This window comes from Serratia sp. KH_031, from assembly GCF_057839655.1.
Map to the genome: position 1 here is coordinate 3239753 of NZ_CM174496.1, position 22162 is coordinate 3261914.

23 protein-coding genes are annotated in these 22162 nt (G+C 46.2%); 9 read left to right on the forward strand and 14 right to left on the reverse strand.

The window, feature by feature from the left end; genetic code table 11:
* The first annotated feature begins 166 nt into the window (after window positions 1-166).
* On the forward strand, window positions 167-931 hold the full coding sequence (locus AC3ISQ_RS14650) for a hypothetical protein (RefSeq protein WP_489347634.1): 765 nt from the start codon (window positions 167-169) through the stop codon (window positions 929-931).
* A 29-nt stretch (window positions 932-960) separates the two neighbouring features.
* Complete coding sequence (locus tag AC3ISQ_RS14655) at window positions 961-1281, forward strand: hypothetical protein (RefSeq protein WP_489347636.1); 321 nt, start codon at window positions 961-963, stop codon at window positions 1279-1281.
* Window positions 1282-1771: 490 nt separating this feature from the next.
* Here the strand turns inward: AC3ISQ_RS14655 and AC3ISQ_RS14660 are convergent, their stop codons facing one another.
* From AC3ISQ_RS14660 to AC3ISQ_RS14675, 4 genes are all read right to left on the reverse strand, one after another.
* A complete protein-coding gene (locus AC3ISQ_RS14660; RefSeq protein ID WP_489347638.1) occupies window positions 1772-2341 on the reverse strand; it encodes a hypothetical protein in 570 nt (189 codons plus the stop codon).
* 563 nt (window positions 2342-2904) lie between these two features.
* The gene (locus tag AC3ISQ_RS14665) at window positions 2905-4158 is read right to left on the reverse strand and encodes an MFS transporter (protein ID WP_489347640.1); all 1254 of its coding nucleotides are present in this window, start codon (window positions 4156-4158) and stop codon (window positions 2905-2907) included.
* A 101-nt stretch (window positions 4159-4259) separates the two neighbouring features.
* The gene (locus tag AC3ISQ_RS14670; RefSeq protein WP_489347642.1) at window positions 4260-5231 is read right to left on the reverse strand and encodes a sugar phosphate isomerase/epimerase family protein; all 972 of its coding nucleotides are present in this window, start codon (window positions 5229-5231) and stop codon (window positions 4260-4262) included.
* Between the two features lie 8 nt (window positions 5232-5239).
* A complete protein-coding gene (locus AC3ISQ_RS14675; RefSeq protein WP_489347644.1) occupies window positions 5240-5947 on the reverse strand; it encodes a GntR family transcriptional regulator in 708 nt (235 codons plus the stop codon).
* A gap of 234 nt (window positions 5948-6181) precedes the next feature.
* On the opposite strand from AC3ISQ_RS14675, the gene AC3ISQ_RS14680 reads away from it, so the two are divergent.
* From AC3ISQ_RS14680 to AC3ISQ_RS14690, 3 genes are all read left to right on the forward strand, one after another.
* A complete protein-coding gene (locus AC3ISQ_RS14680) occupies window positions 6182-6886 on the forward strand; it encodes a glutathione binding-like protein (RefSeq protein ID WP_489347646.1) in 705 nt (234 codons plus the stop codon).
* Window positions 6887-6909: 23 nt separating this feature from the next.
* Window positions 6910-7740 (forward strand): NmrA family NAD(P)-binding protein, encoded by an 831-nt coding sequence (locus tag AC3ISQ_RS14685; protein ID WP_489347648.1) that lies wholly within the window; start codon window positions 6910-6912, stop codon window positions 7738-7740.
* A 254-nt stretch (window positions 7741-7994) separates the two neighbouring features.
* Window positions 7995-9566 (forward strand): malate:quinone oxidoreductase, encoded by a 1572-nt coding sequence (locus AC3ISQ_RS14690; protein ID WP_489347650.1) that lies wholly within the window; start codon window positions 7995-7997, stop codon window positions 9564-9566.
* 446 nt (window positions 9567-10012) lie between these two features.
* Here AC3ISQ_RS14690 and AC3ISQ_RS14695 read toward each other — a convergent pair whose 3' ends face one another.
* The 3 genes from AC3ISQ_RS14695 to AC3ISQ_RS14705 form a co-directional block, all read right to left on the reverse strand.
* Window positions 10013-11032, reverse strand: a complete 1020-nt coding sequence (locus AC3ISQ_RS14695; RefSeq protein ID WP_489347652.1) for an IS110 family RNA-guided transposase — start codon at window positions 11030-11032, stop codon at window positions 10013-10015.
* A 357-nt stretch (window positions 11033-11389) separates the two neighbouring features.
* Window positions 11390-11695 carry a type II toxin-antitoxin system RelE/ParE family toxin gene (locus AC3ISQ_RS14700; RefSeq protein ID WP_489347653.1) on the reverse strand — a complete coding sequence of 102 codons (306 nt, stop codon included), beginning with the start codon at window positions 11693-11695 and terminating at the stop codon, window positions 11390-11392.
* Window positions 11695-11949 (reverse strand): type II toxin-antitoxin system Phd/YefM family antitoxin, encoded by a 255-nt coding sequence (locus AC3ISQ_RS14705; RefSeq protein ID WP_489347655.1) that lies wholly within the window; start codon window positions 11947-11949, stop codon window positions 11695-11697. Before AC3ISQ_RS14705 ends, AC3ISQ_RS14700 begins: the two co-directional genes overlap by 1 nt.
* Before the next feature lie 256 nt (window positions 11950-12205).
* Between AC3ISQ_RS14705 and AC3ISQ_RS14710 the strand changes: the two genes are divergently transcribed.
* Window positions 12206-12670: a helix-turn-helix domain-containing protein gene (locus AC3ISQ_RS14710; protein WP_489347657.1), complete on the forward strand. Its 465-nt coding sequence runs from the start codon at window positions 12206-12208 to the stop codon at window positions 12668-12670.
* Between the two features lie 40 nt (window positions 12671-12710).
* Here the strand turns inward: AC3ISQ_RS14710 and AC3ISQ_RS14715 are convergent, their stop codons facing one another.
* The 4 genes from AC3ISQ_RS14715 to AC3ISQ_RS14730 form a co-directional block, all read right to left on the reverse strand.
* A complete protein-coding gene (locus tag AC3ISQ_RS14715) occupies window positions 12711-13760 on the reverse strand; it encodes a fimbrial protein (RefSeq protein WP_489347659.1) in 1050 nt (349 codons plus the stop codon).
* Between the two features lie 11 nt (window positions 13761-13771).
* Window positions 13772-16384, reverse strand: coding sequence for a fimbria/pilus outer membrane usher protein (locus AC3ISQ_RS14720; RefSeq protein WP_489347661.1), 2613 nt, complete (start codon window positions 16382-16384; stop codon window positions 13772-13774).
* Between the two features lie 27 nt (window positions 16385-16411).
* Window positions 16412-17095 (reverse strand): fimbrial biogenesis chaperone, encoded by a 684-nt coding sequence (locus AC3ISQ_RS14725; RefSeq protein WP_489347663.1) that lies wholly within the window; start codon window positions 17093-17095, stop codon window positions 16412-16414.
* A gap of 64 nt (window positions 17096-17159) precedes the next feature.
* Complete coding sequence (locus AC3ISQ_RS14730) at window positions 17160-17687, reverse strand: fimbrial protein (protein ID WP_489347665.1); 528 nt, start codon at window positions 17685-17687, stop codon at window positions 17160-17162.
* Window positions 17688-18200: 513 nt separating this feature from the next.
* On the opposite strand from AC3ISQ_RS14730, the gene AC3ISQ_RS14735 reads away from it, so the two are divergent.
* Together AC3ISQ_RS14735 and AC3ISQ_RS14740 are read left to right on the forward strand one after the other, a co-directional pair.
* Entirely contained in the window at window positions 18201-18917 is a 717-nt protein-coding gene (locus tag AC3ISQ_RS14735) for an EAL domain-containing protein (protein WP_489353302.1), read from the forward strand.
* Window positions 18918-18939: 22 nt separating this feature from the next.
* The gene (locus tag AC3ISQ_RS14740) at window positions 18940-19530 is read left to right on the forward strand and encodes a LuxR family transcriptional regulator (protein ID WP_489347667.1); all 591 of its coding nucleotides are present in this window, start codon (window positions 18940-18942) and stop codon (window positions 19528-19530) included.
* A gap of 41 nt (window positions 19531-19571) precedes the next feature.
* On the opposite strand, the gene AC3ISQ_RS14745 is transcribed toward AC3ISQ_RS14740, so the two are convergent.
* From AC3ISQ_RS14745 to AC3ISQ_RS14755, 3 genes are read right to left on the reverse strand one after another with little or no spacing between them, the layout of a single operon-like run.
* Window positions 19572-19841, reverse strand: a complete 270-nt coding sequence (locus AC3ISQ_RS14745) for a pentapeptide MXKDX repeat protein (protein ID WP_489347669.1) — start codon at window positions 19839-19841, stop codon at window positions 19572-19574.
* Between the two features lie 58 nt (window positions 19842-19899).
* Window positions 19900-20676, reverse strand: a complete 777-nt coding sequence (locus AC3ISQ_RS14750; RefSeq protein WP_489347671.1) for a molybdopterin-dependent oxidoreductase — start codon at window positions 20674-20676, stop codon at window positions 19900-19902.
* A gap of 10 nt (window positions 20677-20686) precedes the next feature.
* Window positions 20687-21298, reverse strand: a complete 612-nt coding sequence (locus AC3ISQ_RS14755) for a cytochrome b/b6 domain-containing protein (RefSeq protein ID WP_489347673.1) — start codon at window positions 21296-21298, stop codon at window positions 20687-20689.
* Between the two features lie 148 nt (window positions 21299-21446).
* Here AC3ISQ_RS14755 and AC3ISQ_RS14760 point away from each other — a divergent pair, with 148 nt between their 5' ends.
* Window positions 21447-22160, forward strand: a complete 714-nt coding sequence (locus AC3ISQ_RS14760) for a response regulator transcription factor (protein ID WP_489347675.1) — start codon at window positions 21447-21449, stop codon at window positions 22158-22160.
* Window positions 22161-22162: the final 2 nt, after the last annotated feature.

Here is a 22162-nt window from a genome sequence, read left to right on the forward strand (position 1 = left end):
TGTGAAAGAACCAACTCGACAAACGGCTGTGTAAAAAGCATTCGTCTAATACTTCAGGAAAGTGCTTCACTTCAAAATATGGCGGATAGAAGTTGCTAATGACTTTGCTGATAAATATACCTTGAACCGCTTCGCGGTCATAATTCAACCCCAAAAGCAGGATAGAATGATGACAAAGCTTAAAATAAAAATAGTTACATTGGGATATATTCCAGCAAGGTTTAATATAAAAAAAGTACAGGATTGGAAATCTAAATTATTCGAAATATCTAGTATTGACTATCACAATTTAAATTGTGATTCAGATATTGATTACGCTTGGGCATATTCTGATAATTTGATAGTTCAGCAAATCCCAGATATAGGTGATGCTAACTTTTTAGTGGTACTAACAAACGTGCCTTTAGAGGATAACTGGTACTCTCGCAGGCTTGGGAATAATAAGGTTATATTTACCTTCCATGAAATAAAAGATTATCTACTTTATGATAATATCCCTCTGGAAAATGTAGTTTACAGAATTCTATATGCATACTCATTAGTTTACATGAGGTCTGGACGTCGAATTCCCGATTATGGAGAAACACCTGGATTTACTCATGACGAAACCAAAGGGTGTTTGTTCGATATGAATGGAATAAAATCAGACCTTATTGAATCATGCAACAAGCCGATTGTATGTAGAGAGTGTGAACATACGTTAACTAATGGAATGGTTCCGAATAATGTGATTGAGAAAGTCAGGTCGGAATTGAAAATGGTCAAAAAAACATTATATTACAGATGGTTAGATTTCATTAAGATACATCCGATAATATCACTAACCATCTCATCTTTTACAGTGATATTTCTCGGTGTAATTGGTTCTTTAATTGCCACCAACATCTACGAGAATTTTAGAAGCCTAAATCTAGGCGGTTATTTTCACTAAAAAAAGTAAATTACTATTAGGTAATTAAAATGTCTAATGAAAAACAGAAAAAAATCGCAAAAATGCTAAAACGTCATGAGGAGTTTTATGATCAAAAATCTGGCGTTAGCTTAATTAATGATTTCCTACAATTAAGTAAGCTTTTGGAGGAACTAAGAGAGTCAAAAAATACAAAAGCATTTAACGCTATGTATGCCCTAATTGAAAAATCTCTTAACGATGACATAATCATCTCAGAAAGAGGGGATAGAATAAGTAAACTCCAAAAAGGACAGGTACAGCCTAAAGGAACTGGACATAAAAATTTACATGGTTTGAACAAAGAAATTGAAGAAAAAATAAAAGATTAATATAGAGATTCACACAATAGCATTATTAGAAAGAGGCCGTAGCGGGAGATAATCCCAGAACGGCCTTTACCCCACTGATAAACATTTCGACTTGGTCAGTAGGGGATGCGGATACTTTTATTTAACTTTGACAACACGCTATACTCGGAAGCAGATAACTCGATTGTATCAGTTTTTTTTATTTTTGACCTTTCACCACAAAATATAATAAACCAATTAATGAACAATCTTCATGATTAAGAATCATCTCTAATCATGATTTTTCCATATCAAAACCATAAAACACTCATGCATTCATTAAATTGTAAAGTATAACCATGAAAAATAAATACCCCTTCGTTAGTTTTGTAAAACGAATTATTTTATCTTTTCGCTCTTATCCGTAAATGCTAACTTATCAGAACATTTATCCCTTGGAGTTAATTTATCAAATATACATATCTAAGTTGGCATAATTTATAGTCATTCTAATAAACAGTAGAATAGATATTTAAATTAACAGAGTTATCAAATTGTGTACCTTTTTTTTAACCTCTTGAGTGAAACCTGAACGAACACCATTTATTAGTATATTCTCGTAACCTAAAGATGTTTTCAGCCCCCAAAGGTGTTTAGAACGGCACATGATCAAAAGTATCTCCTTCCGTTTTGCCTTGGGTATCAGAACCGTTCTTAGGTGATTCTGTGCCATCCAAACACTGGGTAAGCAATTGACAACCCGTTCGAGCTTATCCATGTTCTTAGATGCGTAAGGGAGCAGATTGAACACAGCGATAGATTCCGAGGCTAAACTGATATCACCATCAAACAAACTATTAGCGCGTTTGGAAAACCATTGTCTCCATCCTTCCAACTGGTAGGGATAAGGTTCTATCCCCGTTAACTGATTTAATAAAACAACTCGGCTCCCCTCAGCATTTACACCTTGAATAGATGGTTCATCGATGCCAGGATTTGCATAGCAAAGAACTATTTTCGCCGTCTTCAAAGGGCCAAAAAATGGCCCTGGTGGGAATGTTCTATCAATACTTCCATCTACTAGCTTGCTTAACTCATCCAAAACTACAACATCGTCTTGATGAATATAGCCATTTTAATCATCATAAACTGCATTAGACCAAAATTTAAACAGATCCATATAGCACCAGAGGAAGAATGAATGTATCTTTTTACCTTAAAAATCATCAGTAATACAGTTTCCATAGTAGATATTATTTTTACATATGAAACAATATTGTGATGTTGTTAGTGCTTAACACAGCGCTCGCTCTTTATTTCATGGGGGAATGTGATTTGGCGTGCATTATGCCATAACGGGGGTAAAAATTCGCGGGAGTTTTTGCTGATATTTTAAACAGCAAAGGCGCTAAAAAGCGCCCCCTTGAATAGCATTGTTTATTACATGGTTATTTATACCCTAAATAATTGGAGTTGCATTGAGGCGGCAAGCGAATGACAAATGGGTCGTCAGACCCATTTGAACAACGCTTGCGTTGGCCCGTAGGGTGAGCTTCAGCTCATAATCCCCAGGAGCTTACTCCAGTAAGTGACTGGGGTGCGTGAGCGTAGCCAACAAAGATGCAGCTTCAAGTATGACGGGTATATCGGCTAATAAGATGATTATTATTCCATCACCGCAACCGGCTTTTCTGCCGTCGCGCGGATATTCTTCACCAGCAAACCAGAAACCGCCACGCCCGCACAGGCAAATAGTGCCATGATGCCAAAGACGATTTTATAGCCGACCATACCCGGATAAGCATCCAGCAAATGACCGTACAGGCTGTAACAGAACATCGCCGGGGCATAACCAATAAAACTCCCCAATGCCATCGCCGCACCGGTTTGGTTTTCATCAATTTTCGCTTCGCCAATCGGTGCAAAGAATACCGCCCGTTGGGTGAAAATGATCGCACCAAAACCTAAAGTACAAACCATACCCAAATATACCGGCATTTTATCGTGCGGTAACACCATCAATATTGCTAACACCACCACACTCAGGATGAAGGTGTAGAACAAATAACGACTGGGGGATTTCAATACGCGGTCAGCGATTAAACCGCCAATCGGGCCGCCGACCATTTTCAGGCAGTATTGGTTAATGATGCCGTAAGCCCCGACCAACGCAATCGGCAAGGCATACACCGTGCTCAGGAATGGAATAAAGAAGGTCAAGCCGCAATACACCGCATAAACACAGAACACGCTACAGGCGATCAACCAAATGGTTTTGTTCTTAAGAACGCTATTCATCCCCGGTGATGCCGGTTTTTTCTCTTCACTGACGGTATTAACCGGATCACGCGGCAATACGAAGAAAATCACGATGCCGACAAGAATGGCGATCGCGGAGTAGAACATGATGCCGATTTTAAAGCCGACCAAACCGCCGCCAAACCAGGCAAACAACCCCAAGCAAGAGAACGCGATAATGGTATCCACCACGCCGCGCCCGGTTTCGAAGAAGCCAAATAAGCGCCCCTGTTGCGAGCTGTCGCCTAATAAACTGACGGATTTAAGCAATACCGGCCAGTTCAGCATGTCGCAGGTGACACCGAATAATGCCCAAACAAACAGTATTCCCCAATAGCCGGGCATGGTCGCAAGATATAACCCTAAACAACCCGTGGCGATTAATGAAAACGACATAGTGAAACGTCGTGGAAGCTTATCGGAGAAGTAAATCGACAAAAAGAAACCAATGGTGGTAATGATCGAGTTTACCGACATGGCATTACCGATCTGTCCGTTGGTTAAATGGAAATACTCCTGCATCGGAATATAAAAAGCATCTTTCAGAGAAGGCAGCTTATAGATCGTCCCTCCGCAAAGCACCAGCAAGCTGAATATTGCCCATCTTTTCTTAGTTAACATAAACCACCCTTGTGTTTATATAAGGTACAAATTGACATGGATTTTAAAGACAGCTATCCCCACAGGTTATAATCCTGCGTTTGTATTTCGTTATGACTTAATTACCCTGTGACTTTCAGCGCATCAGCTTTCAGATTATTTATCGTTTCTCGGACATAATTAATTTGATTGACGGCATCCTGATGTTCTTTTAGCAAACGTGCGTCCAGATTTTCTTTTGGCAATGGCGTTTCACTCATTTCTCGCCACGGTATCCACGGATTATTCCCTTCCTGTTCAAAACGGAATGCCGGTGCATAATAATCAACTTCTTCTTCCAAGCCATAAGCCATTACCTGCGGTTTTTCATCACCCAAACAGATCAACTCAAGCAGTAGTTCTTTAAATGGCACATCACCTTGACCGGAAATACAGGCTTTATGCCCTAACCCTTTTTCTTCACGGACGATAACCGCATCTTTAATGTGAACTTGGGTGACGTGATTAGCCATCACATTCAATGCGGCCAAAGGTTCTTCGTTGGCATTGATCATATTGGCGAAATCGAACAGCAGTGAGAGTTGAGGAAACTGGCTTTCTTCAACCAATTTCACCAGCTCATGACCTTGTAAATCTTCATGCTGCTCCAAGGTAAAGGTTAAGCCACTGTTCTGATATTGCTGTTTAATATAGGCAATATCCTGTTTAACTGTCGCCAATACTTCAGTCAAATGCCCTTCATAGCGTGGATAGAAACGCACCGAGCTCGCTCCAGTTTTTAGTGCAATCGCCACGGCTTGGTCGATCTTTTGTGGGCTGGAACAACTGGTTTCGATATGTACGTCAATATTCAGGCGTTGAGCCTTCTGTTTAAAGCGCTGTAAACAGGAGTCGTCAACGTTACCAAGCGACTGGCTTTCCCCATCCAGCACATGGATTTTAATGCCCGGCAATCTTTGTTGATGAGCAATATCCAATAAATCTTCGGGCAAAATGCGCTCGGTTCTCATATTGAGATGAAATGCATAAGCATGAAGATACAGCGGTAACGAGTCCGCACGCTGTAAAATCTTTTTCGCTTTCTCTGGTGTCATGACAATACCTATAGGTCAATATAAAAATCTACTGATTCAAATCGCCAATATTCAATATCGATTTGTAAAATATTGCGTTGATTATCTGCTCGGCGTTTCTCCACCAAAATAGCAGGCGTCGACGTATTACCACCAATCACTTTGCTGGCGGCTACGCTCAGGCGAGTAGGCTTAAATGCCAAGTGGCTGGTAATGATTTTCCGGTTATAGGTTTTATCCCATACTTCAGCAAAAGAACGCTCATCGAGTTGATCAATAAAGCCGTCAGCCTCAGCCGGGTTAATAAAGGTTTCATGATAAAACACTTTATGATTATCCAACGCGCCCCAACCGCTGATGCAATAAATCCCTTGCTCTGGCGTACCGCTTAATAAAGTAACGATAGTGTCGGGGGCATCATGAACCAATTTCTTTTCAAAGTAGCCCCATGAAGGAAAACGCCCCTGATCCAACGCCGCTTGTTTAAAACTGGTTGATGATTTGGGATTAAAATTGAAACGCGGCTGAGCGGCAAACCAACCACGGCGATCTTTACGGAATACCTTCGATTCCCCTTCCAGATTCAACAACGCTTGGCGCAAAGTCATTCTTTTTAATCCAAGCATCTCGCTCAGTTCACGCTCTGAGGGCAGCTTTCCGCCGGGAACGATGATGCCTTGCCGGAGCCATTCGTCCAATCTCTCTTTTGCCGCTTCGACGGTTTGCAAGTTTTCCATGTCTTAATCCACTTGGTTTAAACCAGATCGGAAGAAAGTACTCGCTGATCGAGATAAAGACAATCCCACAGCCGATTGAAGTGTGAATCACCTCTCATATTGCAGGCGTATTAACGAGCTAAACGGTTCAGCGAGCTCTCTCTCGCCAAAACAAAATCGTTCATTTATTCAGCAAGTCGGGGAGTTTGCTGCAATACTCAATGGTTATTGCCCTAATAATTCCGAGGCGTTGTTATGTCTGATTTATCCCCATTCCCGATCACCGCTCGTTGGCCAGCTCAGCATCCAGAACGCTTGCAGCTCTATTCTCTGCCAACCCCCAACGGGGTGAAAGTGTCGATTATGTTGGAGGAAATTGGCTTGCCGTATGAGCCGCACTTTATCGATATTGGGCAGAACGAAACCTGGACGTTGGAGTTTTTATCGTTGAATCCAAACGGTAAAATTCCGGCCATTCTCGATCCCAAGGGACCCGATGGTAAGCCGCTGGCGCTGTTCGAATCGGGTGCCATCTTGCTCTATCTAGCGGAAAAATCAGGTAAGTTACTGCCGAAAGATCCGGTGCGACGTATCGAAACCATCCAATGGGTGTTCTTCCAGATGGCGGCCGTTGGCCCGATGTTCGGTCAGCTAGGTTTCTTCCATAAATTTGCCGGACGTGAATACGAAGACAAACGTCCATTGGAACGCTACAAAAACGAATCCAAACGTCTGTTGAGCGTGTTGGAAGGCCGCCTGACCGATCGCCAGTGGATCATGGGCGACGAATACACCATTGCAGATATTTCGCTACTCGGTTGGGTACGTAATCTGATTGGTTTTTACGAGGCGCGGGAATTGGTGGAATTCGACAATTTCCCTAAAGTCGCACAGTGGTTAGAACGTGGCTTGGCACGCCCAGCGGTGCAACGTGGGCTAGATATCCCAACACGCCCTTAATCTGTCCTGATAGGAGAGACACCATGAACAACAATGCCCCAGTTTTGGTTTTAGGTGCAACGGGTAAAACCGGGCGACGAGTCGCCGAAGGTTTACGAAAGAAAAATGTTCTGGTGCGCGCCGGGCACCGCAGCGCCCCCATACCTTTCCATTGGCAAGATGACAAAACCTGGCAACCGGCCTTGCAAGGTGTCTCACAAGTTTACCTGAGTTTTCAGCCTGATTTGGCTACACCGGGTGCGGTCGATATCGTGCAGCATTTTTGCCAGCAAGCGGTCAGCGGCGGTGTGAAAAACATCGTGTTACTCAGCGGTCGTGGAGAAGAAGAAGCGCAGCAAGCGGAAAAAGTAGTACAAAACAGCGGTGCTCACTGGACGGTATTGCGCTCTAGTTGGTTTATGCAAAATTTCAGTGAGAGTTTTATCCTCGACGATATCTTGAAAGGCACGGTTTGTCTGCCGCCAGACCAGATCACCGAGCCTTTTGTTGATGCCGATGACATCGCCGACATCGCCGTTGCCGCTCTCACCACCAACGCACACCACAATAAGTTGTATGAACTCACCGGCCCTCAGTTACTGACTTTTCGCCAAGCCATTCAAGAAATCGCTAAAGCCAGTAAGCGCGAGATCAACTATCAATCCGTTCCCGTGGCTGATTACGTCGCTTATCTACGTGAAGCACAATTACCGGGTGATTTAGTCAACCTGTTAAACTATTTATTCAGTACCGTACTGGATGGCCGTAATGAGAAATTAACCCACGGTATTGAGCAGGCTCTAGGAAGAAAACCTCGTGATTTCAACAATTATATTAATACCACGAAAATGACCGGTGTTTGGCTTCCAGAGTGATGCTATTTTCCTTAACGCAAATAACCAGCCTAACTACCCCACAATATAACCACTTTCCAGAAGTGGTTATATTTTAATAACCCTTATAAACTACGCTGTAATAAGAGTTTTTTTAGTTACAAAAGTAGTTTTTAACATCTTTGCAAATAATAATACTCAAACAGCAAACGTATTAATCCCTAGATATAGGGTTATCCCCGCTAAATTCTCCCACCTGCAAATGAGTAGAATTTACCCAAAAGAGATTTGAATTAATGAGAAAGTTACTCGTCCTAATTTTCTGCTTTAATCTGTTTGGCATGAGCCAACAGGCGGTAGCAGAAGAGAAAAAATCCATTGATGTGTTACTGATTGGCGGCGGCATCATGAGCGCCACGTTAGGCACATACCTGCATGAGTTAGAGCCAAACTGGACCATCAATATGGTCGAGCGCATGAACGGCGTAGCGGAAGAAAGCTCCAACGGTTGGAATAATGCGGGTACGGGTCACTCCGCATTCAGCGAAATGAACTACACACCAGAAAAGAAAGACGGCTCAATTGATATCAGTAAGGCCGTGGTCATTAACGAGTCTTTCGAAATATCCCGCCAATTCTGGTCTTATCAGATTAAAAATAACGTCCTGCAAGATCCTAAATCCTTTATTAACAATGTGCCGCATATGAGTTTTGTCTGGGGGGACGATAACGTCAACTTCTTGCGCAAACGCTATGCCGCATTGCAGCACAGTACGTTATTCCGCGGTATGGAATATTCAGAAGATCCGAATCAAATTAAACAGTGGGCACCGCTGGTCATGGAAGGCCGCGATCCGGCGCAGAAAATTGCCGCGACGCGTATGCCACTGGGTACCGATGTCAATTTTGGAGTGATCACCCACCAGTTAGTGAACTCATTGGTGAAGAATAAAAACTTCAAACTCAGCCTAGGGCAAGAAGTCCGCGATATCAAACGCAACGCTGACAATAGCTGGGCAGTAACGGTCGCCGACTTGAACCATGACGGCGCAGAAACCACCATCAATGCCAAATTTGTCTTTATCGGTGCGGGCGGTGCGGCTCTGCATCTGCTGCAAAAATCTGGCATTCCAGAAGCTGACGGTTACGGCGGCTTCCCGGTTGGCGGTCAGTTCCTGGTAACCACCAATCCGGCCATTGCTAATCAGCATCTGGCGAAGGTGTATGGTTTAGCCAGCGTTGGTGCACCACCGATGTCCGTTCCGCATCTGGATACCCGGATGCTGGACGGTAAGCGCGTGCTGCTGTTTGGACCATTCGCCACCTTCTCCAGCAAGTTCCTGAAAAACGGCTCGTTGTTTGATCTGATCGCTTCTATGAACACTTCCAACCTGATGCCGATGACCCATGTCGGGATCGATAATTTCGATCTGCTGAAATATCTGCTAAGCCAGTTGGCGATGAACGACGACGATCGTTTCGCGGCGCTGAAAGAATACTACCCTGATGCCAAACAAGCGGATTGGACGCTGTGGCAAGCCGGTCAACGTGTGCAGATCATCAAGAAAGATGCCGACAAAGGCGGCGTGTTGCAGTTCGGCACCGAAGTGGTGAGTTCGCAGGACGGTAGCATCGCCGCATTGCTGGGCGCGTCACCGGGTGCCTCTACCGCTGCACCAATCATGCTGCACCTGATGGAAAAAGTATTTAAGGATAAAGTGGCGACACCAGAGTGGCAGAGCAAACTGCACCAGATTATTCCGTCTTATGGGCAGAAACTGAATGGCGATGTGGAGAAGACGAATCAGATCCGTCGTTATACCAGTGATGTTTTGCAGTTGAACTATGTTGAGGTGAAGGCGGAGTAAAGTTTTACTCTCATCTTTAGATAGGCCTAATTAAGTTTCGGTCGCAATAAATGGGTTGTTCCATATAGCGCGGACGACCGCGACCGAGTTGGGGGGCCAAGAGCTGCCCCCCAACACCCCGAGCCCTTGCCATATCAGCGGTTGCTGGCGCAACTGCGATTACTCGTCCCATATATGGACGCTCCGATAATGCCAGTATTTTTCTTTAAAAAAGTGAACAGGTATTGCAGCCATATATCCGGTTTCTTTATGAGCCTTGATTGCGCTCGAACCATGATGAAATCCGCCAGGTGAGTTCCTATCATCCCTACGGGCTATAATGCCCAGGGCCGAGTTCGGATTGTCTCACCTGCGGTCTTACCTGTTTCGCCATCTTATTGATTACACTTGCAACTACCGGACTGCGTTAACTCATTTACTGCCCCTTGTCTGCTCTTGAGCTTGTCTCAATGTGCAGACAAGGGGCGATACTCTGTTTCATGTACCAACATCGACCAGAGAATACGCGCCGTCTTGCTGGCTTGTGCCACCACCGCAATGTTGTAGTTTTTTCTTTTTAACAGGGCATCAAGCCATGGCATATCCTCTTTGTGCCGTTCAATCACTGCTGCAACGGCGCGAGCACCATGCACCAACAAATAACGAAAATATCGGTCACCGCGTTTACTGATAGAACCCAATCGTTGCTTACCCCCACTGGAATGCTCTCTGGGTGTCAGACCCAACCAAGCAGAAAATTGTTTGGCTGAGTGGAACTGCTGACCATTGCCAATAGATGCCACTAAATAAGTGGAGGTCATCAGGCCAACGCCGGGCACTTTTGCCACCCGCTGACACGCAGGCTGAGTTTTGGCCCAGCTACTGAGTTCTTGTTCTATCAGCTTAAGCTGGTCTTCCAATTCATTAATATGCCCGAATTGACGTCCGATACTGCGGCGAACAAAAGGAGATAATGCAATTTCTCCATCCTCCAGAATATCGGGAATACCTTTGTAAAAAGCCCCTGTCCCCGCAGGCATGATGATGCCAAACTCTGCCAACATGGCACGCAGGCTGTTGGCGCAAGCTACGCGCTCCCGAACAAGAATATCTCGCTCGGTATGTAGCGCTAACACCGCCTGCTGTTCGGCTGTCTTAATCTGTACAAAACGCATATTCGGTCGTGTTACGGCTTCACAAATGGCTTCAGCATCAGCCGCATCGGTTTTGTTAGTTTTGACGTAAGGCTTCACATATTGCGGGGGGATGAGTTTGACCTGATGACCAAACTGGCTGAGTATGCGAGCAAAATGATGGCTGGAGGCACAAGCCTCCATACCGATAAGGCAAGGTTCCAACTGCATCAGGAAGGGAATGAACTTCGCCCGAGTCAATTTCATCTTGAGCGAAGTTTTGCCATTGTGATCGACGCCATGAAGCTGGAACACGTTTTTTGCCAAGTCGATACCGAGAGTAGATACTTGCATTTGGACGCTCCTTCTTTTGGGTTTAACACTCACAGTTTGGCACTTAGATGCCGTGAAAGTTGGAGCGTCCATCTCATTATCCGTGGGACTCGCCCCTTCGGGGCCGCCGCAAGCGGCGTTCAAATTTGCTCCCGGCAAATTTGTCACTGCGGCACTGCGCATAACGGCCGGCTACGATATACGTCCCTGTATAACTCGCCTAAAACCAGCATCCATGCCGGTTTTGCCTATGCTCCGTTTCTCCGTTCGGCGCCTTCAATGGCGTCAACATCAGTGCTCCATTTACCTAATTTATCGCGGTCTCAATGGTGAGGTTGCCCGGTGATTGAATATTGGTGTGTTGACGTTGGGAGCGCATCATGCTCGACGGCGTAATAACAACGTTGGCAAACGGCTCTGATGAATAATGCCGATAACAGAGATCCCGCCAACGGCGGTTTGATAATAAATCTGGTGACTCATATAGGGGAAACTCCATATATTCAATCCTAAATCACCCGCATCGTCAGTGCCCATACTCGGCATATTGGCCAGATGCTGCATAGTAACGCGCATACCAGCCAAGTATTCTCGTGTTATCAACGAACCAAACTGCTTCAGAGAAAATACCTTTATTTCGCGCAAATCCTCTCGCGCATCGTCCGTCAGTTGGTAGTTGACCATCAGAGATCCTTCATCAATTCATCGAATACCTGATCGCCTTCATGCAGTTGTCCTGCCTCAGCTTGGGCTAGGGAGCGCGCCAGCTTGGCACGCAGACTTTGCAGCTTAAACTCTTCAAACGCGTTGTAATCCTCAACCGACATAACCACTACAGATGGCTTACCGTTTTTGGTGATGCTAATCGGCTCACGCTGAGCTTTAGTGATCATTTCGCCGAACTGGGTTTTGGCCTGGTTGGCGGTAAAGCTAATCATGGTAATCTCCTCAACCATTCGAATGGGTGCGAATCGTTCGATTCATACTCATTTTAAACCAGTTCGTTCGTCCGTGCTAGCCACAACACCGAGAGAGTAAATACCCTCTCCCTCTGTGGAGCATTTTCCGCCACACCAATTAACCAAGTTAACACTTGCGTAACCTCACTTTCGCACCTATTATCAAAGCACTTACTTGGATAATTAACGTTATCTACTGTGACTTGAAAGTCGGATCTGCGGGAGAATTTAAATAATGGATCGCGTCAATATCATTCACGACTTGTTGGACTGGATTGAAGGCCATTTGGATCAACCGCTGTTGTTAGACAACGTGGCGGCAAAGTCGGGTTATTCCAAATGGCATTTACAGCGTATGTTCCGTAGCACTACCGGTCATGCTTTAGGTAGCTACATCCGTGAGCGCCGTCTGGCAAAAGCGGCTCAGGCATTGCGCTCAACACCACGCTCGATTCTGGATATCGCGCTGCAATTTCATTTCGATTCCCAACCATCATTCTCACGGGCGTTTAAAAAGCAATTTGGCAAAACGCCCGCCGTCTATCGCCGCAATAATGTGTGGGATTTGGCAGAAGGTCGTCCTTTACACATCTCACTGCTAGCTGCGCAAGAACATCGTCACGACTCCCCCGGTCTACATGTGCTGTACGCCAATAAATGTGCCGATGAGAAGTGTACTAATTGGGTAGGTCAGCATTAATAGAGAAAGGGTTTCAGCACCAGTCTGAAACCCTTTTTTGTTATTTGAAGGTCACGTCGATATTTGCTGAAGCGTTAAATGGCCCAATCTGCGGGTTGTTGTTCAACCATTTCAGCCCAGCTATGAAGTTTTTCTCTACCGTGCTGCCGTTAACCAAACCCAAATCGACCGGGGTATTCATCGGGATCTCTTTGTTCGGTGTATCCGACTGGGAAATCACGATGCCGAAGCCGCTGCTACTGGTCGGCATAATCGCGGTGGTACCCGCTACCGGGTAAGTGGTGCTGAAGCTGGCTTGCAGCGTTTCACCTTGGCAATCCTGCCCAGAGCTGGCATCTGCCAGACTGGCGTTCACGGAGAACGGGATCTGTTTTTCAATCTTGCCCGCAACCGCATTTTGACGTGGTACGCGGCCAAAGTTAACGGTCGAACCGTTGTTCGCGACCACGCTGATTTTTGGGTTACAGGAGATAAACTTAATATTCCCCAGCCCCGAAATATAGGTGTTGAAGTTGCTATTTGGTGCCGAGTTCAAACCACCGACGCCATCAACCTGAAATACCGAGTAAGAGTTGGTATCAGTAATACTGCCACCCGGCGGCGGTGGATTGCCGGTTGCTTTGATATACACCGCGTAAGTCACTTGCACTGTCAGCGGTCTAGCCGGAGATTGGCAGCGACCACCGTTTCCACGACGGCACTCTGTCCCTGGGCCAACGTCCTCTTTCGCACCTTTTATCGGCTTAATATCACGCGCGTTGTAAGTCACACCCACTTCGATTGAGTTATGAATGCGCCCCATTCTGCCAGCCGGGTCCCAATACAGAAATGCGTGCTCGCCCTGTGGGAAACCTTGCTGATCCTCACATTTAAAGATCGAAGTAAAAGTCTGTGAACGCCATAACAAAGTGCCCGCAGTGGTATTGGCGGTGGAGACTTTGATCGGCTTATCCAGCACGATGTTTTGACGAATCTTACCCGTACCCGCTTCTTTACAGGCCAACGCGTAGCTGTTGTGTGAAAAGAAACCCAGTGTGACCAACAGACCCGTAGCCAGTCCGACGTTTTGATATTTGCTTAGAGAAAACATGTTCATTCCTTTTACGGTTTTCCGCAGGTCAGCGAAAGTTCCTGATAACCCAGCGCTTGTTCCGCCGTATTTTTCAGTGCCGGTACGATGAGTGCACAACTGTCGTTCACGCCGTTGCCCCATTTCACCAATAGACGATCGCCTGCCGATGCGCCGGAAATATAGATGTCGCCATTCGTCCCCACGGTGCCGTTGTTCTTACCGTTGCTATCGAACACGTTGGCACCGATTGGCGGTACGCTGCCATCTGCCAGTTTGCTGTGTACCAACAAACTCTGACCGGTATGGGTTTCAAATTTAACTCGCGTGATCGCCCCGTAGGTCGGTACTACGTCTTTTGCTGCCATCGGGATATCCAGCCCAGTACCAATATCTTCGGTGCGCAATGCCACACGGTTATGGCGATATGGCGTCGCTGACGTCATCACCGCATAACCGAAACGGTCAACCGCGACACCGGCCTGGTTTTCCAAACGAACACCCTTGGCGTTATCGGCTTCTACCAATACGAAGGTGTTTTGCAACGGTTGGCTCAAAGTCACTCCACCAGAGTGCAGCACCACGCCACCGGCCATGCCCAATGTCGTTTGCTGGAAGTCGTTGCTGTAGCTATAACCCCCGCTGATGGTGCCCATGCTGCCCTGATAACCCAAGTTGGCCGAGGTGGTCTGGCCGTTATAGCGATCGTGACCGGTTTGTACTGAGTAATTCAGGCGGTTATCGTCCAGCGCATTACCGCTCACGCCAGTGCTGTAGCTATTGCCGCTCTGCTTGCTATGGCTGGCATTGAAGCTAGCGGTCATATCCGACGAATCTTTGCTGAAGAAACTGAACGGAATCGACACGCTCAGGTTGATACTTTTATCGGCATAACCATAGTTGCTGCGGCTGTCCTGATAAAACACGCCGTAGCTGATGTTATGGTAGCTACTGTTAAAACCGGCTTGTACCGTGCGATCTTCGCCCGAACCGCCCCAATAACTTTGGTTGCTGAGGTTGGCATACAGCGTTGAGCTACCGGCGATACGTTGGTTGACCGACAGTTCCACACGCTGGCGTTTGTTGTTGAAACGGCTAGTGTAGTAGCTACGACGGCGCGATTCGGCCCAATCAGGAACACCCTGATTACGATCATTGGCGTCGTAATAATCGTTACGGTAATAGCCATTTTCATAGCGATCGCGCTCTGCTACCGCATCATAAAAATCGTAATAGCCGGAGGTGGAATAACGATAACCGGCGATCTGGAACTCGGTTCCCCACTCGTTGAGGGACTTGGAGTACAGGAAGCGGAAACTTTGCCCTTGCTTGCTGTCGCCGGTGACCAAATCAGTATCGGAGTAGGACATATCGAAAGAGACGGCTCCCCAGTTACCCAGGTTTTTCCCCATCCCGACCACCGCAGAGCGATAGTTCTCCGCGACCAGCACACCACCGTATGGCGTGATGTCATAAGCCATGCCGTAAGACAGCGTGCCTTGCATAAACTGCGGCTCATACTGGCTAGTGCCATCGTGATATTTACCGGCGGTCACTTGATAGTCCCAGATCCCTTCGCGCAGCATATTTGGCACCGAGGAATACGGCACCACGAAGGTATTTCGCGCACCGTTAGCCTCGATCACCACGACGTTCAAGTTACCGCTCAAGGTGCTTGGATAGATATCCGTCAGGGCAAATGGCCCCGGTGGCACGTTGGTGCTGTAGATGGTGTAACCGTTCTGGCGAATCTCCACTCGGGCGTTAGTGGCCGCCACACCGCGCACCACTGGCGCGTAGCCGCGTTGGCTTTCTGGCAACATATCGTTGGCGCTGGAGAGTTGCATCCCACGGAATTGAATGCTGTCGAATACGTTGTTATTGGTGTTGGTCTGGCCAATCACCAAACGACTGCGTAGCGAAACCAAATCGGTTTCTGCCCAACTGGAAATATTATTCCACTGCGAACCGACACTAGATTGCTGATTCAACGTAGAGTTATTACGCAAACGCCAGCCCCACAGATTAATACCGCTGTTCAGGCTGAGAAAATAGTAATCCGAACTCTTGTCATTCGAGTTGTTATAGGTGTTGTGGTTACCGCTGAAATTATAATTAGCAAACGCGGCGTTAATTCCACTATCGTAAACCTTGGGTGAAATCGCCCCCTGCGGACGTGGCACCAGAAATACCTGCGGCACTTCTAAATCCAGACGTTGCACACCGGCGTCATAACGGAGTTTGGCACCGTTAATCTGTTGCGTTAACGCGTAGCATTGCTCTGCGCCTAGCGTGGCGGCATCACCCGGCAGTTTGATGCCGTAACTTTGGTAGTCTTCTGCACTCAGGCACGGTGCTACTGGGTCTTGCGGGTTATTCTTTTTGAATTCGACATCACGATGGTCAACACGCTGACCATTCAAATAAATATCGAATGGATAGTTGCCCGGCAAAATATCATCGCCACTGGCCAACGCGCTCACTTGAGCTAAGTTGTCATCACCGCGAATGAATGAAGTATTGAATTGTTCTTCCGCCATTGCCAATTGAGAGAATGAAAATGGCACGGCAGAAAAATAGATTACACCATTAATCAATCTGACCCATTGCTTGGGCGTGAGAATAGTTATTTTTTTATGTGCCATTTTTCTTTCATTCCCTGAAGATCTAAATTAGTTCAAAGCAACGTTTTTGACTTCGGTGTGGCCGCCATAGTCATTGATATAACTAAAGGTGATGCGATTAGCGGCCTGTGCGCCTTGTGGTATAGCAATACTCATATTGCTTTTTGGCCCCACCATATCAGCATTCACTTTCCAGTTTTTGCCACCGCTTTGTAGCGTGACCACGCCTAACGTGACGTACAGTGGGCCGTTATTGGTGACTAATAATTTGCCGCCCTGCTTCTGCCATTTCAGCGCCTCGGCTTGCTGTTGCAGATTGGTTTGCAACGCTTCCGGGCGATATAGCAATTTCACGCGAGTGCGGATCGCCACTTGCAACACATTTTCTTGTTTAGGTGCCGGTGGAATCTCTTGCACGTTGACCCAAAACAGGGATTCACGGTCTTGTGGTAAACCATTGCCGGAATAAATAAAGCGCAGGATCGCGTCTCTTTTCGCCGGTAATTTCAAAATAGGTGGAGTGACCAGAATCGGTAAATTCTTGGGCATTTGCGATGAATCACCGGTATCTAACCAGGTTTGCACCATATAGGTATCGTCGCTGTCATTACTGATTGAGAGCGAGGCGGATTTGCTACTGCTGTTATAAATCACTCGCGTAGCGTCAACCTGAATCCCCGCCAAAGCATTCACGGAAAATGCGAATAAAAAACAAGAAAGTATTTTTTTCATCTGAGTATCCCAACGTTATAAAAGCAGCCATCCCTGGCCAATAATTCGCCTATCCTGGTACGAATTATTTATATTCGATGGTGAAGGTCGCGTTAGAGTTCGCTTGACCTGCGGTCACGGCTTTTTGGAAAGATTTATAGTGTGCGCGCAAATCGAAAGTCGCTTTACCTGGGTTATCGCCGTCTGCGGCAACAGTGACGGTGGCTGGATCGGTAATTTCCTGAGCGATTGGCAGAACGGCACCGTTGTTATCAACGATTTCAATACCCACACCGGTCGCGCCGCCGGTGACGGCTAATAATTCTGGGTGACCTGCTGGGGTATTACCATCGAAACGCATGGTGTAATTACCCGCTTCACAGTTTTCCAGATCGATAGTGAAGTTTTTAGAACCACTGGTGTCGCCAACATTAGAAAATGTAGTCGTCGGATATTTACCCAAATAAACTTCTTTATTTTGGTCTTTATCAACAACTTTACAGGTTGACTGTACGATTTCACCGGTAAATTTCACATTACCACTTGCTGCAGTTGCATTATAAGCAGTAACAGACAATACCAGCGTAGCCAAAGGCAATAATACTTTTTTCATTTCCAGCTCCATAGGACAATAAAATAATCGATTCAGTGCCGGTGAAATATAGGCAAACCGGTCACTGAGCATACACTCATGCGATAGCACTCCTTGCTGAAAAGGAGTGTTGCTTCGATGAACCCATTGCCAACAAAATATAAACCGAGATTATTCTTATCCATAAATCGTTTAAATCATTCACCCCTCGCATTCTTGATAGGAAAAAACTATCAACAGATATACATCGATCGGTATTGACGATTTAATCGAATGGGAATAGTCTGTATTTAAGAAAGTTATTAAATTTCACATTTTAAAATACTGATTAAAATCAGCAGGTAATGATATGTGATTACATTTTGTAACTTTCAGAATCCTTTTGACTCCAGGGAAGACTGCATGTTTTTCAGCGTGTTTTCGTCATTTCATAACCTGATGACATTAAATAAGATTATTACCAATGAAAGCGACAGAATAATTAATTTTATTGATAACAATCAAACACATGAATTTCAATCCAAGGATTGGGCAATGAGCACTTCTTTTAGAGAGAAAAATAATGGAATTAATTATGTCTTTCAGCCGATGTTCGCTAGAACCGGGCAACTATTAGCCGTGGAATGTTTATCTCGCTTTACCTTTAATAGTGAATTTTCACATTTATCTCCTGAGCAGTTTTTCAAACAGGCTGATACTAATACTCGCGTAGAAATTCTATTAGATCAGGTCAGCTTGGTTGAAAAATATAAGCATTGGTTTCGAGATAATCACGTCATCGTCACATTGAATGTTGATGATCATTCGTTACGTTCTTTAGCGAATCAAAATTTCGCGGACAGAATACGCGAACTTCGCTGTCTTCATTTCGAGATCAGTGAAAGTGCGACTCGGCTGGTGAAAGATCGGGTCCATGGCGACCCCTCACTGCAAAGTTATTCATTTTGGTTAGATGATTTTGGTTCTGGTTATGCTGGTTTTTCTGCCTTGTATAACAGCCAATTTCGCTTCGTTAAGCTTGATCGTTTTTTGCTCTGGGATTTTATGAATAAGCCCGGTGGCGAAGGTTTAATGCGTGCCCTTTTGCGTTTCTTCCATCTTAATCATTACAAAGTGATTATCGAGGGGGTAGAAACCCCCGAACATAAAAAATGGCTGGATGAAATGCCCTATTACGCACTACAGGGAAAGCTGTGGAAGGAATCCAATATCAAGGATTTAAGCTCACTTCTGGCAGCTGAATACTTTTAACTCATTATTGGTGTCTACCATTATGTCTAAGAACAACGTCCTTGTTATTAGCGAGTGTAAGTACAGCTATATGGGTCTTTCCGTTCTGCTGAAAAAGCATTACGGCCAGTATGATATTCGGCTGTTTTCCGATTTCATGCACGGTGGGGCCAAGGCAGAGAAAATCATTAAGCATGATATTGCGCTCATTTTTACTTCACAAAATCTGGAGCAGAGCGTTAATGTGATCGAAAGCTTGGTGGCCATGCACCAGCAATACAAAACCAGAACTCGTCTGCTGGTGTTTTATGATGATGAGCGGGTCGTCAAATTGCTGTCGGTATTGGGCATTTCCGTTGAATTGGTTTCAACGCGGATCCCACTTTATTCGTTGCAGGAAAAAATCCAAAATCTGTTGGAAAGCAAAGGCTCAAGTGGCATCAAAGTACAGAAAACGCGTGAGTTAAGCCCTGCGGAAAGCGATGTGCTTTTTAATCTGTTACGCGGCGACAGCCTGCTGCGCATCGCCGAGAAACGCGGCACGCATCCAAAAACCATCTTTTCACAAAAATACAGCGCAATGAAAAAGCTGCGATTACGCAGCATGAGTACCATTTTTGTTGCCGCCAAATGACCGTTCAGCCGCGTAACCCACTACGCGGCTGAACAACTCAATTATTGGCTTTTAGCCATATCGTCTTTTTTCATTTCATCTTTCTTCATGGCATCTTTGCCCATGTTGTCTTTCTTCTTCATTTCATCTTTAGACATGCTGTCTTTGCTCATACCATCCTTTTTCATGCCGTCTTTTGCCATACCGTCATGCGACATTTGGCTCATCTGGTCCTTTTTCATGCCATCTTTAGCCATGTTATCTGCGGCATTAGCACCAGCCACACCCAACATCAGCGCACTACACATCATCATTGCGAATAACTTTTTCATGGTCATTTCCTTCTCTCATTTAAAAAGCACATGTCGTGCAGGGGATTTGTCGCAGCGGTTAGCTGCCACCAAACCAGTTGTAACCTTGATCTTCCCAGTAACCGCCGGGGTAACGGTTGGTGATTTCAATCACCTGAATATGTTTCGGATTCTTGTAACCGAGCTTGGTTGGCATCCGCAATTTCATCGGATAGCCGTATTTGCGCGGCAAGATTTTTCCGTCATAGGTCAGCGCCATAATGGTCTGTGGATGCAGCGCCGTAGCCATATCGATGCTGGTGTAATAGTCATCGGCACATTTAAAGCTGACGTATTTCGCATTGAGATCGGCACCAATCGCCTGTAAAAACTCGGCAAACGGCACACCACCCCATTGACCAATCGCGCTCCAACCCTCGACGCAAATATGGCGCGTCACTTGGCTTATCTGACTCATTTTGTATAACTGCGGTAATGACCAAGAGCGCTTATCCAGTACCAATCCCGCTACTTCCAACCGGTAATCCGCACCATTGATAACCGGCGCTTCCTCTTCGGCGTAAAACGCATTGAAAGGAAATGGTCTGGTGATCATCGATTCTGGGTACACCGGAGCCAAATGATCGGCATTGAATAACCAACCCTGAACCCGATCGTTAAAGCGCGAAATACCTGACAGCGCCTGTTCGACATTGCTGTTATCACTGAGATCACAGCCCGTTAGCATCGCTATCCCACCGAGCGTTAAACCGTTACGCAAAAAGCGGCGGCGTGATGAAGATTCCAATTGCCGGGCTAACAGTTTCTGCGCTTCTTTGACGATTTCGGCTGCGTCTTGAAGTTGTTGTGGTTTCATCCTGTTCCCCTTAACGGCCACGCAGCATGGCGAGCAAAGTACGAGGCACCAACGCCACCATCACCAAATGCACCGCCACGAATGCCACCAGCGTTGCCATGGCGAAAAAGTGGATATAACGAGCCGGTTCATAACCGCCCAACAGTTCTCGTAACAGTGGGAATTGCACCGATTTCCATAACACCAAACCGGAAAGTACAATCAAAATAGCGTCGAGCATCACCAGCAAATACATCACCCGTTGCACCATGTTGTAGTGACGCAGATCGGCGTGTTTCAGCTTGCCACGCAATGCGGCCAGTAGATCGTGCACCAATTCTCTTGGGCTTAACGGCCAAAACTTCCGCTTAAACCGGCCGCTAAACAGATTGCACGCCAGATAAATCACGCCGTTAATGCCGAACAACCACATCCCGGCAAAGTGCCACTGCAACGCACCACCCAACCAACCACCGAGCGTCAACTCGTTCATAAAGCGGAAGTCAAACAACGGTGACGCGTTGTAAATCCGCCAGCCACTGGCGACCATAATCAGCATCGCCAATGCATTCAGCCAATGTGTCAATCGCAACCACAACGGATGAATAATCGCTTCCTTGTCGGGTGTGATGGTCATACTCATGCGCTATCTCCTGACGGTCAGCGTTTCGATGGGCTGAGTATTGGCCGAATTTGTTCCCCAAGACCTCACGTAGAGTTAAACAAAATGTGATAACTCGACTCTGCCGGGTTGTGTAGACTGCTAATAGATGCTGAACCGGGGTAAGAAGATGGAAAAGCCAAAGAAAATCTTGATCGTGGAAGATGACGGTAATATCGCCGAACTTTTGCAGTTGCACCTGCGCGATGAAGGCTATGACATCAGCCATGCCGCCGATGGCCATCAGGGGGTAGCGATGCTGGAGCAAGGGGGTTGGGACGCACTGATCCTCGATCTGATGTTGCCGGGTGTGGACGGTTTGGAGATTTGTCGGCGAGCTCGCAATATGACCCGTTACACACCAATCATCATCATTAGCGCTCGCTCTAGCGAAGTTCACCGTGTGCTGGGTTTAGAACTGGGCGCCGATGACTATCTCGCCAAGCCTTTTTCTATGTTGGAGCTGGTCGCACGAGTTAAAGCCTTGTTCCGTAGGCAGGAGGCAATGAGTCGTAACCTGAAAATGGATGCCGGTACGCTGAGCTTTAATGGATTAGAGATAGACCCTATCGCGCGTGAAGTTCATCTGAATCAACAACCGATCGAACTAACGCCACGGGAGTTTGATCTGTTGTACTTTTTTGCTAAAAACCCCGGCAAAGTGTTTTCCCGCCTGAGTTTGTTGAATCAAGTTTGGGGCTATCAGCACGATGGCTATGAGCATACGGTGAATACCCATATTAATCGGCTACGCGTCAAGATCGAACGTAATCCGGCTGAACCTGAGCACATCCTCACCGTGTGGGGCATGGGCTATAAATTCGCGGCGATACCGCAAGAGTGAAT

Bases quoted from the DNA above. Each gene is read 5' to 3' on its own strand.
- AC3ISQ_RS14650 (WP_489347634.1), top strand. From the start codon at position 167: ATGATGACAAAGCTTAAAATAAAAATAGTTACATTGGGATATATTCCA.
- AC3ISQ_RS14655 (WP_489347636.1), top strand. From the start codon at position 961: ATGTCTAATGAAAAACAGAAAAAAATCGCAAAAATGCTAAAACGTCAT.
- AC3ISQ_RS14665 (WP_489347640.1), bottom strand. From the start codon at position 4,158: ATGTTAACTAAGAAAAGATGGGCAATATTCAGCTTGCTGGTGCTTTGC.
- AC3ISQ_RS14670 (WP_489347642.1), bottom strand. From the start codon at position 5,231: ATGACACCAGAGAAAGCGAAAAAGATTTTACAGCGTGCGGACTCGTTA.
- AC3ISQ_RS14675 (WP_489347644.1), bottom strand. From the start codon at position 5,947: ATGGAAAACTTGCAAACCGTCGAAGCGGCAAAAGAGAGATTGGACGAA.
- AC3ISQ_RS14680 (WP_489347646.1), top strand. From the start codon at position 6,182: ATGTCTGATTTATCCCCATTCCCGATCACCGCTCGTTGGCCAGCTCAG.
- AC3ISQ_RS14685 (WP_489347648.1), top strand. From the start codon at position 6,910: ATGAACAACAATGCCCCAGTTTTGGTTTTAGGTGCAACGGGTAAAACC.
- AC3ISQ_RS14690 (WP_489347650.1), top strand. From the start codon at position 7,995: ATGAGAAAGTTACTCGTCCTAATTTTCTGCTTTAATCTGTTTGGCATG.
- AC3ISQ_RS14695 (WP_489347652.1), bottom strand. From the start codon at position 11,032: ATGCAAGTATCTACTCTCGGTATCGACTTGGCAAAAAACGTGTTCCAG.
- AC3ISQ_RS14700 (WP_489347653.1), bottom strand. From the start codon at position 11,695: ATGGTCAACTACCAACTGACGGACGATGCGCGAGAGGATTTGCGCGAA.
- AC3ISQ_RS14705 (WP_489347655.1), bottom strand. From the start codon at position 11,949: ATGATTAGCTTTACCGCCAACCAGGCCAAAACCCAGTTCGGCGAAATG.
- AC3ISQ_RS14710 (WP_489347657.1), top strand. From the start codon at position 12,206: ATGGATCGCGTCAATATCATTCACGACTTGTTGGACTGGATTGAAGGC.
- AC3ISQ_RS14715 (WP_489347659.1), bottom strand. From the start codon at position 13,760: ATGTTTTCTCTAAGCAAATATCAAAACGTCGGACTGGCTACGGGTCTG.
- AC3ISQ_RS14720 (WP_489347661.1), bottom strand. From the start codon at position 16,384: ATGGCACATAAAAAAATAACTATTCTCACGCCCAAGCAATGGGTCAGA.
- AC3ISQ_RS14725 (WP_489347663.1), bottom strand. From the start codon at position 17,095: ATGAAAAAAATACTTTCTTGTTTTTTATTCGCATTTTCCGTGAATGCT.
- AC3ISQ_RS14730 (WP_489347665.1), bottom strand. From the start codon at position 17,687: ATGAAAAAAGTATTATTGCCTTTGGCTACGCTGGTATTGTCTGTTACT.
- AC3ISQ_RS14735 (WP_489353302.1), top strand. From the start codon at position 18,201: ATGAGCACTTCTTTTAGAGAGAAAAATAATGGAATTAATTATGTCTTT.
- AC3ISQ_RS14740 (WP_489347667.1), top strand. From the start codon at position 18,940: ATGTCTAAGAACAACGTCCTTGTTATTAGCGAGTGTAAGTACAGCTAT.
- AC3ISQ_RS14745 (WP_489347669.1), bottom strand. From the start codon at position 19,841: ATGAAAAAGTTATTCGCAATGATGATGTGTAGTGCGCTGATGTTGGGT.
- AC3ISQ_RS14750 (WP_489347671.1), bottom strand. From the start codon at position 20,676: ATGAAACCACAACAACTTCAAGACGCAGCCGAAATCGTCAAAGAAGCG.
- AC3ISQ_RS14755 (WP_489347673.1), bottom strand. From the start codon at position 21,298: ATGAGTATGACCATCACACCCGACAAGGAAGCGATTATTCATCCGTTG.
- AC3ISQ_RS14760 (WP_489347675.1), top strand. From the start codon at position 21,447: ATGGAAAAGCCAAAGAAAATCTTGATCGTGGAAGATGACGGTAATATC.